General features: G+C 66.8%; 14 protein-coding genes. 9 read left to right on the forward strand and 5 right to left on the reverse strand.

Annotation, left to right across the window (positions count from 1 at the left end; genetic code table 11):
• Positions 1–286 precede the first annotated feature (286 nt).
• The 5 genes from V9L20_RS08450 to V9L20_RS08470 are packed head-to-tail and all read left to right on the forward strand — an operon-like array spanning position 287 to position 4,205.
• Entirely contained in the window at positions 287–1,195 is a 909-nt protein-coding gene (locus tag V9L20_RS08450) for an ABC transporter ATP-binding protein (RefSeq protein WP_337296232.1), read from the forward strand.
• Positions 1,196–1,202: 7 nt separating this feature from the next.
• Entirely contained in the window at positions 1,203–2,360 is a 1,158-nt protein-coding gene (locus tag V9L20_RS08455; protein ID WP_258507734.1) for an ABC transporter permease, read from the forward strand.
• 41 nt (positions 2,361–2,401) lie between these two features.
• Positions 2,402–2,632: an acyl carrier protein gene (locus tag V9L20_RS08460; protein ID WP_157616750.1), complete on the forward strand. Its 231-nt coding sequence runs from the start codon at positions 2,402–2,404 to the stop codon at positions 2,630–2,632.
• Entirely contained in the window at positions 2,629–3,705 is a 1,077-nt protein-coding gene (locus V9L20_RS08465) for a beta-ketoacyl synthase N-terminal-like domain-containing protein (RefSeq protein ID WP_337296234.1), read from the forward strand. The genes V9L20_RS08460 and V9L20_RS08465 overlap by 4 nt, the downstream gene beginning before the upstream one ends.
• Positions 3,702–4,205 (forward strand): hypothetical protein, encoded by a 504-nt coding sequence (locus V9L20_RS08470; RefSeq protein ID WP_337296235.1) that lies wholly within the window; start codon positions 3,702–3,704, stop codon positions 4,203–4,205. The genes V9L20_RS08465 and V9L20_RS08470 overlap by 4 nt, the downstream gene beginning before the upstream one ends.
• 30 nt (positions 4,206–4,235) lie before the next feature.
• Here V9L20_RS08470 and V9L20_RS08475 read toward each other — a convergent pair whose 3' ends face one another.
• Genes V9L20_RS08475 through V9L20_RS08495 form a run of 5 tightly spaced genes read right to left on the reverse strand, consistent with a single transcriptional unit; the run spans position 4,236 to position 9,984 of the window.
• Positions 4,236–4,862 carry an HD domain-containing protein gene (locus V9L20_RS08475; RefSeq protein ID WP_337296236.1) on the reverse strand — a complete coding sequence of 209 codons (627 nt, stop codon included), beginning with the start codon at positions 4,860–4,862 and terminating at the stop codon, positions 4,236–4,238.
• A gap of 4 nt (positions 4,863–4,866) precedes the next feature.
• Positions 4,867–5,958 carry a lytic murein transglycosylase B gene (gene mltB / locus V9L20_RS08480; protein WP_337296237.1) on the reverse strand — a complete coding sequence of 364 codons (1,092 nt, stop codon included), beginning with the start codon at positions 5,956–5,958 and terminating at the stop codon, positions 4,867–4,869.
• A 55-nt stretch (positions 5,959–6,013) separates the two neighbouring features.
• Positions 6,014–8,032 carry a transglutaminase family protein gene (locus V9L20_RS08485; protein ID WP_337296238.1) on the reverse strand — a complete coding sequence of 673 codons (2,019 nt, stop codon included), beginning with the start codon at positions 8,030–8,032 and terminating at the stop codon, positions 6,014–6,016.
• A gap of 34 nt (positions 8,033–8,066) precedes the next feature.
• Complete coding sequence (locus tag V9L20_RS08490) at positions 8,067–9,038, reverse strand: DUF58 domain-containing protein (protein WP_337296239.1); 972 nt, start codon at positions 9,036–9,038, stop codon at positions 8,067–8,069.
• A 25-nt stretch (positions 9,039–9,063) separates the two neighbouring features.
• A complete protein-coding gene (locus V9L20_RS08495; protein ID WP_337296240.1) occupies positions 9,064–9,984 on the reverse strand; it encodes an AAA family ATPase in 921 nt (306 codons plus the stop codon).
• Between the two features lie 86 nt (positions 9,985–10,070).
• On the opposite strand from V9L20_RS08495, the gene V9L20_RS08500 reads away from it, so the two are divergent.
• The 4 genes from V9L20_RS08500 to V9L20_RS08515 all read left to right on the forward strand — a co-directional run bounded on the left by V9L20_RS08500 (position 10,071) and on the right by V9L20_RS08515 (position 14,166).
• Positions 10,071–11,024 carry a histone deacetylase family protein gene (locus tag V9L20_RS08500; protein WP_337296241.1) on the forward strand — a complete coding sequence of 318 codons (954 nt, stop codon included), beginning with the start codon at positions 10,071–10,073 and terminating at the stop codon, positions 11,022–11,024.
• A gap of 39 nt (positions 11,025–11,063) precedes the next feature.
• Positions 11,064–12,344 carry a mechanosensitive ion channel family protein gene (locus tag V9L20_RS08505; protein WP_337296242.1) on the forward strand — a complete coding sequence of 427 codons (1,281 nt, stop codon included), beginning with the start codon at positions 11,064–11,066 and terminating at the stop codon, positions 12,342–12,344.
• Positions 12,345–12,481: 137 nt separating this feature from the next.
• Positions 12,482–13,231, forward strand: a complete 750-nt coding sequence (locus V9L20_RS08510) for an electron transfer flavoprotein subunit beta/FixA family protein (RefSeq protein WP_126749040.1) — start codon at positions 12,482–12,484, stop codon at positions 13,229–13,231.
• A gap of 2 nt (positions 13,232–13,233) precedes the next feature.
• Positions 13,234–14,166, forward strand: a complete 933-nt coding sequence (locus V9L20_RS08515; protein WP_337296243.1) for an electron transfer flavoprotein subunit alpha/FixB family protein — start codon at positions 13,234–13,236, stop codon at positions 14,164–14,166.
• Positions 14,167–14,168: the final 2 nt, after the last annotated feature.

Consider the following 14,168-nt stretch of genomic DNA (forward strand, 5'->3'; position numbering starts at 1 on the left):
TACCTTGCTCCGCGAATGTCCCCCGGCCTGCGGGCTTCCGCACCTCCTCCTTTGTTTCGCTGCGCAAGGCACCCCGCCAGCGGGTGCGTTGGGCAGAGCAGTCGTTGATCAGCGTTGCACCACGGGCGTGCCCAAGTGCACAGGGCATCGGGTGCTCCACGCAGCGAAATAAAGGAGGAGGGCGAAGCCCGGGGGACATTCGCGGAGGGGAGTACCCGGTGGCCTTTGCACAAGCCCTGGATCAGCAGCACCCCCAACAACAGCGCCCCCAACGAGCAACAACCATATGCTCGAACTGAAGAACCTCAGCTACCGCTATCCGCATGCAAACGCACCCGCGTTGGCCGAGGTCTCGCTTGCAGTTCCCAGGGGGTCGGTCATGGGCTTGCTCGGCCCCAACGGCGCAGGCAAGACCACGTTGATCTCGCACTTGTCGGGTGCGCTGGCAGTGCAGTCGGGCGAAATCCACATCGACGGCCAGCCGCTTCAACAGGTCAGGGCAAGGACGCCAACCCGCATCGCCGTCGCCCCGCAGGACCAGGCCTTCTACCCCATGCTCACCGTGGCCGAGAACCTCGCTTGCTTTGCGGCGGCCGGTGGACTTTCTGGCGAGCGCAAGAAGACGCGCATCGAAGCCTGCACGCGCTTTTCGCAGCTTGAGCAGTTTGCGGGCGCGCGGGTCGAGCGGCTCTCGGGTGGCCTGAAACGCCGATTGAACCTCGCGATTACGCTGTTGCCGGAGCCTGAGTTGATGCTGTTCGACGAGCCCACCGTGGGCGTCGATCCGCAATCGCGCGCCTTCATTCTCGATGCCATCAAGAGCCTGGCGCAGCAGGGAGCCGCAGTGATCTATGCCTCGCACTACATGGAAGAGATCGAGGCCATCGCCGACCGGGTTGCCATTCTTGACCATGGCCGAGTGCTGCGCGAAGGCTCGCTCGAAGAGCTGCTGTCGAAGAGCGCAATGCTTCTGACGCTCGCGGCCGACGGGCTCGACGAACCCATGCTCTCGCGCTTTGGAACGGTGGAGCCTGGGGGCGTGCATTGGCGTGTGCACCTGCACGAAGGCACCGGGCCCGGTCCGGTGCTGGCGACGCTCGAGACCGAAGGCATCGAAGTGCGCCACGCGGAATTCGGCCGCCACGACCTGGAGCAGCTCTTCATGGCGCTCACCCACCGTTCCTTGCGCGACTGAACACACCATGCTCCTCGCGCTCATCAAGAAGGAACTGCTGGCACTCGTGCGCGACATGCACGGGCTGGCCGCGCTGTTCCTCATGCCGATGGTCTTCATCGTGCTGATGTCGCTCACGCTCAAGGACATCTACCGCCCGCCTCTGGCCGAGCTCAGCTACGCCGTGGACATGCGCGACACCGAAACGCCGGCGCAATGGCTGCAGCAGATATGGCAGCGCAGCCACGGTGCGCCGCAGGCGCTCGGTGCCGACTGGGAGGCGCGGTTGCGCAGCGGCGCGCTCAAATACGTCATCGTGCTGGAGCCGGGCCTTTCGGCGGAGCTCGAATCGGCCGCGCTCTCGACCAAGGCGCACGTCCGTTTGCTGACCGAGCCGGGCATCGACGCCAACCTGTTCAATGCCTTGCGCGCCGAACTCGTCGGCGCGTCCGGCGAACTGAAGGCTCGGTTGGCGCTTGCAGTGCCGGGCACCTCGGGTCCGCCGCCGGGCGCCTCGATCCAGGCGCTGGTGAATGCCGAGCGCTATTCCACCGCCGGGCCGCGGCCCACATCGGTGCAGCAGAACGTGCCGGCATGGCTGGTGTTCGGCATGTTCTTCGTGGTGGCGTCGCTCTCCAGCCTGTTCGTGCAGGAGCGCAGTTCGGGCGCGCTGGGCCGGCTGCGCAGCCTGGGTGTGTCGCGCTTCATGCTGCTGATGTCCAAAGCCTTGCCTTATCTTGGTGTGAACGCGCTGCAGGCCGTGTTGATGCTTGCTGCCGGCATCTGGCTGATGCCCTTGATCGGCGGCGATGCGCTTTCGCTTGCCGGTATCGATTGGGGCGCCCTGGTGGTTGCGCTCGCGGCCGTGAGCCTGGCCGCGGTGAGCCTGTCGCTCGCGCTGGCCTGCGCCGTGCGCAGCCATGCGCAGGCCGCGACCATCGGGCCGATGGTCAACGTGCTCATGGCTGCGGCCGGCGGCATCATGGTGCCGAAGTTCGTCATGCCGGGCTTCATGCAGCGGCTGGTTGAAATTTCCCCGATGAACTGGGGGCTGGAGGCGCTGCTTACCGTGCTGTTACGCGGTGGCGGCGTGGCCGACACCCTGCCGCAGGTCGGCCGGCTCGTGCTGTTTGCGGCCGCCATGTTCTTGCTCGCCGTCTTCTTGTTTCGCAGGCCTGCATCGTGACCGACTCCGTTTCCGCCGAATTCATCGCCAGCCTGAAGACCATGGTGCTCGAGGCCGTTGAAAAAGAGGCGCCTCCGGGCGGCCTTGGCGACGACGAACCGCTGTTCGGGCCCGAAGCCCGGCTCGACCTCGACTCGCTCGACGCGCTGCAGGTGTCGATGACGATCCAGCAGCGCTTCGGGGTGCGCATGCCCGACAGCAAGGAAACGCGCCGCGCGCTCACTTCCATTGCACACCTGGCGAGCCACCTGGCGCAAGCGGGCAAGGCATGACCGTTGGGGGCGTGTACCTTGCCGGCATGGGCCTGGCCTGCGCGCTTGGCAACGATCTTTCATTTTCCGTGGCTGCACTTGCGCGCGGCGGCGTACAGCCCACAAGCGTGGCCGTCTCTGAAAGCGTGCAATGGCCCGTCTACACGCTGCCGCCGCAGCAGGGCAGCTGGATAGAACGGCTGCAGCGCACCGTGCGTAGCGTGGCCACACAGGCTGGCGAAGGAACGGGGCGCGCGTGCCCGCTCTTCGTTGCATCGTCGTCGCTGGACATCGGCTACATGGAAGAAGAGGTGCAAGACCTGCGCCTGGGCGGCGATCTCCAGGACTTTGCCGGGCTCGTGGCCGGTGCGCTCGATTGGCAGGGGCCGGTGTTCACCGTCTCGACAGCTTGCACCTCCGCGATCAATGCCGTGCTCGCAGGCTGCGACCTGATTCGAAGCGGCGAAGCCGAAGAGGCGCTGGTGATCGGCGCCGAGCTTGGCAACCGCTTCACCGTGGCTGGCTTCGGCGCGATGCAACTGCTCTCACCCGATAGGGCGCAGCCTTTCGGTGCCGAGCGCAACGGGCTGGTGCTCGGTGAGGCGGTGGCCGCGCTGCGCCTTAGCTCGCGCCCTGGGCGCTGGCGGATTGCGGGGGGTTCCAACGTGGTCGACGGGCGCAACCCTTCGGGCACCGAAACCAGCGCGGTGATCGCCATGTGCCAGGAAGCCCTGGCGCGCAGCGGCCTTGGCGCGCAGGGCATCGATTTGATAAAAGTGCAGGCTGCGGGAAGCCCGGTCAACGACGCGATCGAGGCCGAGGCGCTGAAGCAGGTCTTCGACGCGCTGCCGCCGCTGGTGTCGCTCAAGTCGCTGATCGGGCACACGCTGGGCGCCTCCGGCGCGGCCGAACTCGCCTTGCTGCTTGGCTGCATCGAAGCCGGCGCCTGGCCTGCTGTCGGCTATGCCATCGACGGCGAACTCGGCATTGCATTGAGCACACAGGCTCCGGCCAGGCTGCGCAACTTGCTGCTCAACGTGGTGGGATTCGGCGGCGGGCATACGTCGCTGGTGCTGCAGGACTGCGCGGCATGAGCACCCATCTCGAACAGGCATGGCGCATCGTCGCGCACTTCACCGCCGATCCGCTGCCGGCGGATTGGCGTGAGCAGCTGGCGCACCGGCTCGGCCGCCGGCCGCGGCGCGTCGGGTTGTGGACCGAGCTTGCAATGTACGGTGCACGCCGCTGCCTCGACGAGGCGGGCGAGGCGGCCCTGCCCGCCGGTGCGCGGCTGCGCGTGTCGAGCATGCGCGGCGCCTGGGGAGCGACGCATGCGGCGCTGGCCCAGCTCGATGCGGGCATGCTGATGCCGTTCACCTTCATGCAGAGCCAGTCCGCGCTGATGCTGGCGGAGGTGGGCCGTTGCCTTGAATGGCAAGGCGACGCGAGCTTTGCACTGTGCCGCGATCCGGAGCAGCTGCTGCGGCTTTCGCGAGCAGGCGCGGGAAGTGCCGGCTTGCTGGTCGGCATCGTGGAAGAAGAGCGCAACAGCGAAAAGCCGCGCTCCGAATGGTGGCGGCTGGTGCCGGCCTGAAGCACCGCAGTCCGGCACCAGCCGGGCAGGTCAATCCACTGCTGCGATCGACCGGACGAGGTTGGCACGCGCCCGCGTTTCGAGCAGCGCATGCATCCGCGGCGTGGTGTAGATCGCCTCTCGCTCGAGGAAGCGCTGCAGGATCGCGCGGCGGCGCGGCCGACGGGTCTCGTCGGGCACGAAGGCGTATTCGGCATGCACCTGCCGCTCGTACTCGTCGAACCGCGCGCGGTCGGCGCCGAGAATCGACAGGTCGATGTCGATCAGCAGTTCGGCGTCGCGGCCTTCGGGTACTGCGTCGTGCCGGGTGGCCATGACCAGAGCATGCACGCGCTCAGCCGCTTCTTTAGGCGCTCCACGCTCGAGCATCGCACTGCGTGCCCAATCGGCGCTGCGAGCCTCGTTGTCGTGCGCATGCACGTCGTAGATGGCGTCGTGGAACCACAGCGCGAGCGCCACTTCGCCGGGGCGCTCGGCCAGTTCTTTCTCGCGCTCGAACCACGCGAGGCATTCGCACAGGTGCTGCATGGTGTGATAGTGGCGCTGCGGCTCGCTGTAGCGGCGCTGCAGTTCGATGCACAGCGCTTCGTCGGCGTTGGCCATGCCAAGAGCCCGCCACGCGGCGCTCCAGTTGTCCAGCAGCGCCTCGGGCGTCATGGAGTCATTGCTCCATGGCGGCCTTGACCTCCTGGCCGAGATCGAGCACCGACATTGCGTAGTAGCTGCTCCAGTTGTAGCGCGTGATCACGTAGAAGTTGCGAGTGCCGGCCACATAGGTCGGCGGTGCGTCGGCGCCATTCTGCAGCTCGATCAGCGCCAGCAGCCCCTTGTGCCGCAGGCCATCGCCTTCGGGCACCGCGCCGGCGGCCACGAAGCTGTCGATGCTGAAGGTGGGCAGGATGTCCGGCGCGAGGAGCAGCGGCTTCTTGAGGCGCTCTTCTTCAAAATGCACCGAGTAGACGGCTGGCATGCCCGGCGTCCAGCCGAAGGCCTTGAAGTAGCTGGCAACGGAGCCGATCACGTCGGCGGTGTTGTCGACCAGATCGATGCGGTTGTCGCCGTCGAAGTCGACCGCGTACTTGGCGATGCTGCTCGGCATGAACTGCGGCATGCCCATGGCACCCGCGTAGCTGCCCACGGGCACCAGCGGGTTTTCGGAGGTGCGGCTTTCGGTGCTCAAGAAGCTCTCGAGTTCACCGCGGAAGAAGGCTTCGCGTTCCGCCGCGCGCGGGTGCGCCTGCGGAAAATCGAACGATAGCGTCGCCAGCGCATCGATCACACGGAAGTTGCCCATGTTGCGGCCGTAGATGGTCTCGACGCCCACAATGCCCACGATGATTTCGGGCGGCACGCCGTACACCTGCTCGGCCCGCGCGAGCGTGTCGGCGTTGTTGCGCCAGAAGCGCACGCCCGCCGCGATGCGGGTCGAATCGATGAAGCGGCTGCGATAGACCTGCCAGTTCTTTACCGAGCCCACGGGGCCGGGCAGCATCAGGCGCGGCACGTTCGGCAGGAAGCGTGCGCTGCCGATGGTGGCGCGCACCCATTCGCGGTCCAGGCCGCGGCGCTCGGCCACCTCGTCGGCAAAGCGCATGGCGTCCTCGCGCGTGGCATAGGGCGTGCTGCCGGTCACCGTCTTCACGCTGCGGGCGCCGGACGCTTTCTGGGCTTGTGCCCCCGTGGACCAGGCGCAGCAGGCGGCCAGGAGGGCAATGGAGGCGGCGCGGAAGGGCGCAGGAAAAAAAGATCGCATGGCGCGATTGTGCCGCCCGGCCGGGAGGCCTCCGGGACCGATGCTCCGCGGGGATTCAGCGCGGGGGAGTCAACGCCGACCAGTTCAGCCGGCGGAACTCGCCACGCAGGGCCGCCAGCGAAGCAGGGGAGGCCTTGGCATAGCGCTGGGCTTCCAGCTTCAGCAGCCAGTCGCGCACCGCGCCGGCTGCCGGGCCGAAGCGCGCCTCGGCCTGTGCAGCGATCTGGCGTGGTGGCGCCGTTTCGGGCACCTTGAGCCCGGCTTTCGCGAGCCGCGTGCGTGCCTGGCCCAGCAGGCGCAGCCACGGGTCGTGCTGGCTGCGCTCCCACAGCGTCCAGGCCGCGCCGGCAAGGCTCGCGCCCACCAGCAGATAGAGCAGCACATAGGCCAGGTCTTCGAGGCTTGGGGCTTCGAAGCCGATGCTTTTCAGCAGGTTGAGCTGGCGGCTCTGGGTGTAGTTGAGCACCCACTGGTTCCAGCTGTTGTTCACCGCTTCCCAGGCGGCGCGCACGTTCTGCGCGAGCGTGGGGCTCATAGCGCCGATGGCGCCGGCAAAGAGGCCCGGCTGCGGCGCAAGCCGCTGGAACTGGCCAACCCGCCCCGGCGATACGGCCGCGGTGGGGTCCACGCGCACCCAGCCCATGCCTTCCTGCCATACCTCGGTCCATGCGTGCGCATCGCTCTGGCGCAGTACCCAGTAGTCGTCGACGCTGTTGAGTTCACCGCCCTGGTAGCCGGTCACGATGCGCGCCGGAATGCCCAGCCCGCGCATCAGCACCACGAAGGCCGAGGCGATGTGTTCGCAGAAACCTTCCTTGCGATCGAACCAGAACTCGTCGGCCGTGTTGGCGCCATACACGCCGGGTTCCAGCGTGTAGGTGTAGCCGCCGGTGCGTAGCCGTTGCATCGCGGCGCGCACGAAGGCCGCCGTATCGGCATTGGCGAGTTCGGGCTGGGCGCGCATTTCCGCAGCGAGCGCGGCGGTGCGCGGGTTCAGGCCGGGTGGCAGGGCCAGGTAAGGCCGCAGCGCGCCGGTTTGCCGAGTCGGGCCGCTCAGGAACTGGGTGTAGCTTTCGGCGCGGTAGCGCACGAGGTCGGAAACCGGCCGGTTCGCGATCCATTGCAGGTCGGGCGTGCCCGTCACGTCGAAACCCGGCGCCTCGGGGGCGCTTTGCGCGGCATCGAGCGTGAGCAGCCAGGGACGGTGGTTGGGCTCGAGCGTGATCTCGTAGCGCACCGGAGCACCGCTGGTGCGCAGGTTGGCCGACGCTTGCCCGCCACGCGCCCACGGCGGTAGCGCGGTCCACTCGCGCCCGTCGAACTGCGTCAGCACCGGGCCGCGAAAGTACATCTGGCTTTGCGGCGGCGCTCGGTCGTTGTCGAACTTGATGCGCGCCGCAATACTGTCGTCGAGCGCCAGTTCGGCGATGGTGCCCACGCGCATGGTGTTCGACAGCCCCGTGCGGCCCGCCATGGCATCGCTGGGCGTACCCCACAGCGGCGCGAAGCGCGGAAACAGCAGGAACAGCGCAAGCATGATCGGCGCGCCCAGCAGGGCCATCCAGCTGGCGGTGCGGGCGGCCTGCATCAGCGGCGGCTTGCCCACCGGCATGTGCGCGTTGACCAGCGCGGTCAGCAGGCCCAGCAGCGCGAGCAGCATGGTGAACGCCGTCATCAGCGACTGCGAGTAGAAGAAGTTCGTCAGCATCGCGAAGAAGCCGAGGAAGAACAGCACGAAGGCGTCTCTTCGCGCGCGCAGTTCCAGCGTCTTGAGCGCCAGCAAGATAACGACGAGCGTCACGCCCGGGTCGCGGCCGAGCAGGGTGCGGTGGGTGGCGAAGGTGGCGGCTACCGCCAGCACGAGCAGGCCGGCGCGCCACCATTTGCTTGGAAGCGGGCGGGCGTCGACTGCCAGCGTGCCGCGCCACACCAGGACCATCGCGGTGATGGCGGTGCACCACCACGGCAGGTTCTCGGCCTGCGGCAACACGATCAGCGCAATGATCGAGAGCAGGAACAGCGTGTCCCGGGCGTCCCTCGGCAGCGCCGCGATCTCGCGCCTGAACTTGTTCATGCGCGGTGCTCCTTGCGGGAGGAAAGGGCGGCGTTCAACATAGTGCCAAGGCCTCCAGGCAGGCCCTGCGGTGGGCTTCGCCCTGCGAGGGCTGCACCACCCGACCGGCGATGCGGATGCCGTAGTCCACGCCCAGCCGGTCCGCCATCAACACCCATGCGCAAAGCCGCGATGCGCGGGCCTCGGTGTCGGCGAGATTGGTGGCTTGCGCATCGAGCCACAGCTCCTCGCGCTGGGTTTGCTGCGTGTCCCGGCTCACGAGTTCTTCAGAACCCGTGGCTTGCGCCCGGGCCGCTTTTTTCCAGACCACCAGCTTGAGCGGATCGCCGCGCCGGTACGACCGCAGGCCGTCATATTCACCGGCCGAGTGGGAGCGCAGGGCGGCCGATGTCGCAGCCGGTCCGGAGAGGGGTTCGCCCGGCGGCAATGGCGGCGGATGCGCTTCGGGTGTCGGGTAGACCAGCATTTGTGCGGCCGGCCGCCATACCGTCCAGACGCGGAATGTTCCGAGCGGAAAACGGGTTTCGGCGGTGAGGGGTGGCACGGGGTGGAGCCCGCGCCTTTCGGGCTTGAACGCGATCTCGACGGTGGAGGTGCCTTCGGCCGGCACGTCCGTCCAGGCCCACTGGCCGCTGCCGCGCACCGCCATTCCGATGCCGTAGCGCACGCTGCGCCGCGTGTTGTGCAGCACCACGCGGAAGACGGCGGCGGCGCCCGCATAGTGCGCATCGGGCGGCGTCAGGTGCAAGGCCAGCCCACGCAGCGTGGCATGGCAGACGTGCATTCCCACGGCCACGCTGCCCGCAAGCAGGAAGGTCAGCAGGTAGCCCAGGTTGAGCTGGTAGTTGATCGACGCAATCAGCAGCACCAGCAGCGTGGCGCCCAGCGTCCAGCCTGCCCGCGTGGGCACGATGTAGACGTTGCGCTGCGTGAGCTCCAGCGTGTCCGAAGGCGGCCGGCGCGACAGGAACCAGCCGTCGATGCGCGAGCGTAGCGATGCCATCATCGGTGGCAGACGAAACGGTTCATTTTTACGGGAGCGGCACGTCCGCGATCATCGCGCGCACCTGTTCCACGGCCCCGCGGCCGGCGTCGCCCACGGGCGTGAGGCGGTGCGCAATCGTCTGCGGCAGGATCGATTGCACATCGTCCGGCGCAACGTAGCTTCGGTTGGCCAGCAGCGCCTGCGCCTTGGCGGCACGCAGCACGGCAATGCCGGCACGCGGCGAGAGGCCCTGCAAAAACCACCGGCCGGAGCGCGTGGCGGCAATCAGGTCTTGCACGTAGTTCAGCAGCGGTTCGGCGGCATGCACTTGCTGCACGCGCTGCTGCAACGCCGTCAGCTCGCCGGCGGTCAGCATGGCGGGCAGGGTGGCCAGCATTTCGCGGCGGTCTGCGCCCGCGAGCAGTTCGCGTTCGGCGGCCCTGTCGGGGTAGCCCAGCGAAATCCGCATCAGGAAGCGGTCGAGCTGCGATTCGGGCAACGCGAAGGTGCCGAGCTGGTCCTGCGGGTTCTGCGTGGCAATCACGAAAAACGGCGTGGGCAGTGGCCGCGTCTCGCCTTCGATGGTGACCTGCTTTTCTTCCATGGCCTCGAGCAGGGCGCTCTGAGTCTTGGGGCTGGCGCGGTTGATTTCGTCCGCCAGCAGCACCTGCGCGAAGATCGGGCCGGGGTGGAACACGAAGGCCTGCTGCCCGCGGTCGTAGATGGCCACGCCCGACAGGTCGCCCGGCATGAGGTCGGCCGTGAACTGCACGCGCGAGAACTGCAGGCCGAAGGTGTGCGAGAGCGCATGGGCGAGGGTGGTCTTGCCGACCCCCGGCACATCCTCGATGAGCAGGTGCCCGCCCGCCAGCAGGCAGGCCACGCAGTCGCGCACTTGCGCCTCTTTGCCGACGATCACCGTGTTAAGCTGATTCAGCAAAGTGGCAAGCTTCGCAGCAACGTCCATATTTGTATCCATATGCAAACGATACCGTAAGACCGCGCAGCCCCATGCTGTGTGAGGTCTAGATACGACAGAGACACGGCAAAGAGATGGGCAAGACCGGCTACTTCACACATCGCGATTGCTGGAAGCACGACATGGGACGGGGCCACCCCGAATGTCCCGAGCGGCTGGATGCCATCGAAGACAGGCTGCTGCTGACTGGCGTGGGCGACGCCCTCGAACACCGGGACGTGCCCCTGGCCACCCTTGCCCAGATCACCCGGGCGCACAGCGAGGCGCACCTCGAATACCTTGAAGAGCTTCATCAGCGCCTGGTGGCCGACGAGCCGGCCGGCGGGCCCGCCCATGCGATGCTCGACCCAGACACCATCCTCAACCGCTACACGCTGCTGGCCGCGCGCCGGGCCGCAGGAGCCGCCATTGCCGCCACCGACGCGGTGATGGCCGGCGAGGTCGACAACGCCTTCTGCTCGGTGCGTCCACCCGGGCACCATGCCTGCCGCGAGCAGGCCATGGGCTTCTGCTTTCTGAACAACGTGGCCATTGCGGCGCGGCATGCGCTCGAGGTGCATGGCCTGGAGCGCGTGGCGGTGGTCGACTTCGACGTGCACCACGGCAACGGCACCGAGAACATCCTTTCGAACGATCCGCGCGTGCTGATGGTGGGCTTCTTCCAGCATCCGTTCTACCCCTACAGCGGCACCGACCATCCGGCTTCGAACATGCTGAACCTGCCGATTCCGGCCTATACCAAGGGCATGGACGTGCGCGAGCTGATCGAGGCCGCCTGGATGCCCCGGCTCGAAGAGTTCGGGCCCGAGATGATCTTTGTCAGCGCGGGCTTCGACGCCCACCGCGAGGACGACCTGGGCCAGCTGGGGCTCACCGAGAACGACTTCGCGTGGATCACGAGTCGCATTCGGGACGTGGCCAAGCGCCATTCGCGCGGGCGCATCGTCTCGATGCTCGAGGGCGGCTACAACCTCGATGCGCTGGCGCGCAGCGTGGAAGCGCACATCCGCGTCCTGGCCGATCTGTAACGCCGCGGGCGCGAACACGGCGCCATGTTTTCCGAAGAGATGAATTTCAACGATTTCACACAACGATTGGCGCAGGTCGACGCGCGCGGCCTGGGTATTGAACTGGCAGCACTGGTGGCTTGCGTGGCCCTGGCCTGGATGGCAAGCCGCTGGTTCGGGCGCGACCAGCCCAAGGATTCGATCTGGTTCGGCGAGCGCACCTTCGACGGCGTGCTGTTCCCGCTGCTGGCGCTGGTTTTCACCGAGCTCGCCCGCCGCCTGGTGACCGGCTTCCAGCCGGTGCTGGTGCTGCGCATCGCGGTATCGGTGTTCCTGTCGCTGCTGGTCATTCGCCTGTTCGCGCGGGTGATGAGGGCGGTTTTCCCCGCCTCCAACCTGGTGCGGCTGCTGGAGCGCACGATTTCCTGGCTGGCCTGGATTGCAGCCATTCTCTGGATCGTCGGGCTGCTGCCGCCCGTGCTGGCCGAGCTCGACAACATCACGCTGGCGTTCGGCAAGACGCGGGTCAGCCTGCAAACCATCATCCAGGGCGCGCTGTCCGCGGGGCTGGTGCTGGTGATTGCGCTCTGGATTGCCGCCACCATCGAGAAGCGCATCCTGCTGGAGGCCGTGACCGACCTTTCGATGCGCAAGGTGGCGTCGAACGCGATTCGCGCCATTCTGCTGCTGGTCGGGCTCCTGTTCGCGCTGTCGGCGGTGGGGGTCGACCTCACGGCGCTTTCGGTGCTGGGAGGCGCGCTGGGCGTGGGCCTGGGTTTCGGCCTGCAGAAGCTCGCGGCCAACTACGTGAGCGGCTTCGTCATCCTGCTGGAGCGTTCCATCCGCATCGGCGACAACGTCAAGGTCGACACCTTCGAAGGCCGCATCACCGACATCAAGACGCGCTACACGCTCATCCGTGCCGGCAACGGGCGCGAGGCCATCGTGCCGAACGAGTCGCTCATTACCAGCCGGGTCGAGAACCTCTCGATGGCGGACCGCAAGTTCAACATCACGACCAGCGTGGTGGTGGGCTACGACAGCGACGTGGCGCAGGTCCAGTCGATTCTTTGCGGGGCCGCCAAATCGCAAGAGCGCGTCATGACCGATCCCGAGCCGGTGACCTATCTCTCCAGCTTTGCGCCCGACGGGCTCGAGTTCATCCTGAACTTCTGGGTGGCGGACCCGGACAAGGGCAAGGACAACGTTCGCTCGGCCATCAACATTGCCATTCTGGAAGGCCTGCGTGGCGCGGGCATCGACATTCCGTACCCCCAGCGCGTGGTGCGCGTCGAGTCGCTGCCGCCGGGCGTTTCGGGCACGCCTGACGCTGCCGTATAATCACGAAAAAGCACGATCGTTCTTTTTTTGTTGCCCGCAGTGCCAATCGCCATGAAAGCAGAGGCGGCAAAGGTCGGACTCTAAAATGACCGGTTGCCCTCGAAGCCCCCTTTTTGCAATCCAATGGAGTCAAGTCAATGAAGGTTCTAGTGCCTGTCAAACGGGTCGTCGATTACAACGTCAAGGTGCGCGTGAAGAGCGACGGCACCGGGGTGGACATTGCCAACGTCAAGATGAGCATGAACCCCTTCGACGAAATCGCCGTTGAAGAAGCCGTTCGCCTGAAAGAGAAGGGCGTTGTGACCGAAGTCATCGCCGTTTCTTGCGGCGATGCCAAGTGCCAGGAAACCCTGCGCACCGCCATGGCCATCGGCGCCGACCGCGGCATCCTGGTCGAGACCACCGAAGAACTCCAGCCCCTGGCCGTTGCCAAGCTGCTCAAGGCGCTGGTCGAGAAGGAACAGCCCCAGCTCATCATCCTGGGCAAGCAGGCCATCGACGACGACGCCAATCAAACCGGCCAGATGCTCGCCGCCCTGACCGACCTGCCGCAAGCCACCTTCGCCTCCAAGGTCGAAGTCGCCGACGGCAAGGCCACCGTGACGCGCGAAGTCGACGGCGGCCTGGAAACCATCCAGCTCAGCCTGCCGGCCGTCATCACGACCGACCTGCGCCTGAATGAGCCGCGTTACGTCACCTTGCCCAACATCATGAAGGCCAAGAAGAAGCAGCTCGACACCTTCAAGCCCGAAGACCTGGGCGTGGACGTGAAGCCGCGCCTGAAGACCCTCAAGGTCAGCGAGCCGCCCAAGCGCGGCGCCGGCATCAAGGTGCCTGATGTTGCAACGCTGGTGGACAAACTGAAGAACGAAGCGAAGGTGATCTGAACATGACCGCACTTGTTATTGCCGAACACGACCACGCGACCGTCAAGCCCGCGACCCTCAACACCGTGACCGCGGCGCTTGCCTGCGGCGGCGACGTGCACGTGCTCGTGGCCGGAGCCAATGCCGCCGAAGCCGGCAAGGCCGCCGCGCAGATCGCCGGCGTGGCCAAGGTCATCGTGGCCGACAGCCCCTCGCTGGCCGAGAACCTGGCCGAGAACGTCGCTGCCCAGGTGCTGGCAATTGCCGGCAACTACAGCCACATCCTGTTCCCCTCGACCGCCAACGGCAAGAACGTCGCCCCGCGCGTGGCTGCCAAGCTCGACGTGGCGCAGATCTCCGACATCACTTTGGTCGTGAGCCCCGACACCTTCGAGCGCCCGATCTACGCCGGCAACGCCATCGCCACCGTGCAGAGCACCGACGCCACCAAGGTGATCACGGTTCGTACCACCGGCTTCGACGCCGCTGCCGCCACCGGCGGCAGCGCAGCGGTCGAAACCGCTGAAGGCGTGGCCGACAGCGGCAAGTCGAGCTTTGTGGGCCGCGAAGTCACCAAGAGCGACCGCCCCGAACTCACCGCCGCCAAGATCATCGTCTCGGGCGGCCGGGCCCTCGGCAGCGCCGAGAAGTTCACCGAAGTGATGACGCCCCTGGCGGACAAGCTCAACGCAGGCCTGGGCGCCAGCCGCGCCGCGGTGGACGCAGGCTACGCACCGAACGACTGGCAAGTGGGCCAGACCGGCAAGATCGTCGCGCCGCAGCTGTACATCGCGGCCGGCATCTCGGGCGCCATCCAGCACTTGGCCGGCATGAAGGACTCCAAGGTGATCGTCGCGATCAACAAGGACGAAGAAGCACCGATCTTCTCGGTGGCCGACTACGGCCTTGTGGCCGACCTGTTCACGGCCGTGCCGGAACTGGTCAAGGCGCTCTGACG

Source organism: Variovorax sp. CCNWLW225 (assembly GCF_037204045.1).
Taxonomy (GTDB): Bacteria; Pseudomonadota; Gammaproteobacteria; order Burkholderiales; family Burkholderiaceae_C; genus Variovorax.

What these genes read in the sequence shown, in the direction of transcription:
- V9L20_RS08450 (WP_337296232.1), top strand. Translation starts at nt 287, where the DNA reads ATGCTCGAACTGAAGAACCTCAGCTACCGCTATCCGCATGCAAACGCA.
- V9L20_RS08455 (WP_258507734.1), top strand. Translation starts at nt 1,203, where the DNA reads ATGCTCCTCGCGCTCATCAAGAAGGAACTGCTGGCACTCGTGCGCGAC.
- V9L20_RS08460 (WP_157616750.1), top strand. Translation starts at nt 2,402, where the DNA reads ATGGTGCTCGAGGCCGTTGAAAAAGAGGCGCCTCCGGGCGGCCTTGGC.
- V9L20_RS08465 (WP_337296234.1), top strand. Translation starts at nt 2,629, where the DNA reads ATGACCGTTGGGGGCGTGTACCTTGCCGGCATGGGCCTGGCCTGCGCG.
- V9L20_RS08470 (WP_337296235.1), top strand. Translation starts at nt 3,702, where the DNA reads ATGAGCACCCATCTCGAACAGGCATGGCGCATCGTCGCGCACTTCACC.
- V9L20_RS08475 (WP_337296236.1), bottom strand. Translation starts at nt 4,862, where the DNA reads ATGACGCCCGAGGCGCTGCTGGACAACTGGAGCGCCGCGTGGCGGGCT.
- mltB (WP_337296237.1), bottom strand. Translation starts at nt 5,958, where the DNA reads ATGCGATCTTTTTTTCCTGCGCCCTTCCGCGCCGCCTCCATTGCCCTC.
- V9L20_RS08485 (WP_337296238.1), bottom strand. Translation starts at nt 8,032, where the DNA reads ATGAACAAGTTCAGGCGCGAGATCGCGGCGCTGCCGAGGGACGCCCGG.
- V9L20_RS08490 (WP_337296239.1), bottom strand. Translation starts at nt 9,038, where the DNA reads ATGATGGCATCGCTACGCTCGCGCATCGACGGCTGGTTCCTGTCGCGC.
- V9L20_RS08495 (WP_337296240.1), bottom strand. Translation starts at nt 9,984, where the DNA reads ATGGACGTTGCTGCGAAGCTTGCCACTTTGCTGAATCAGCTTAACACG.
- V9L20_RS08500 (WP_337296241.1), top strand. Translation starts at nt 10,071, where the DNA reads ATGGGCAAGACCGGCTACTTCACACATCGCGATTGCTGGAAGCACGAC.
- V9L20_RS08505 (WP_337296242.1), top strand. Translation starts at nt 11,064, where the DNA reads ATGAATTTCAACGATTTCACACAACGATTGGCGCAGGTCGACGCGCGC.
- V9L20_RS08510 (WP_126749040.1), top strand. Translation starts at nt 12,482, where the DNA reads ATGAAGGTTCTAGTGCCTGTCAAACGGGTCGTCGATTACAACGTCAAG.
- V9L20_RS08515 (WP_337296243.1), top strand. Translation starts at nt 13,234, where the DNA reads ATGACCGCACTTGTTATTGCCGAACACGACCACGCGACCGTCAAGCCC.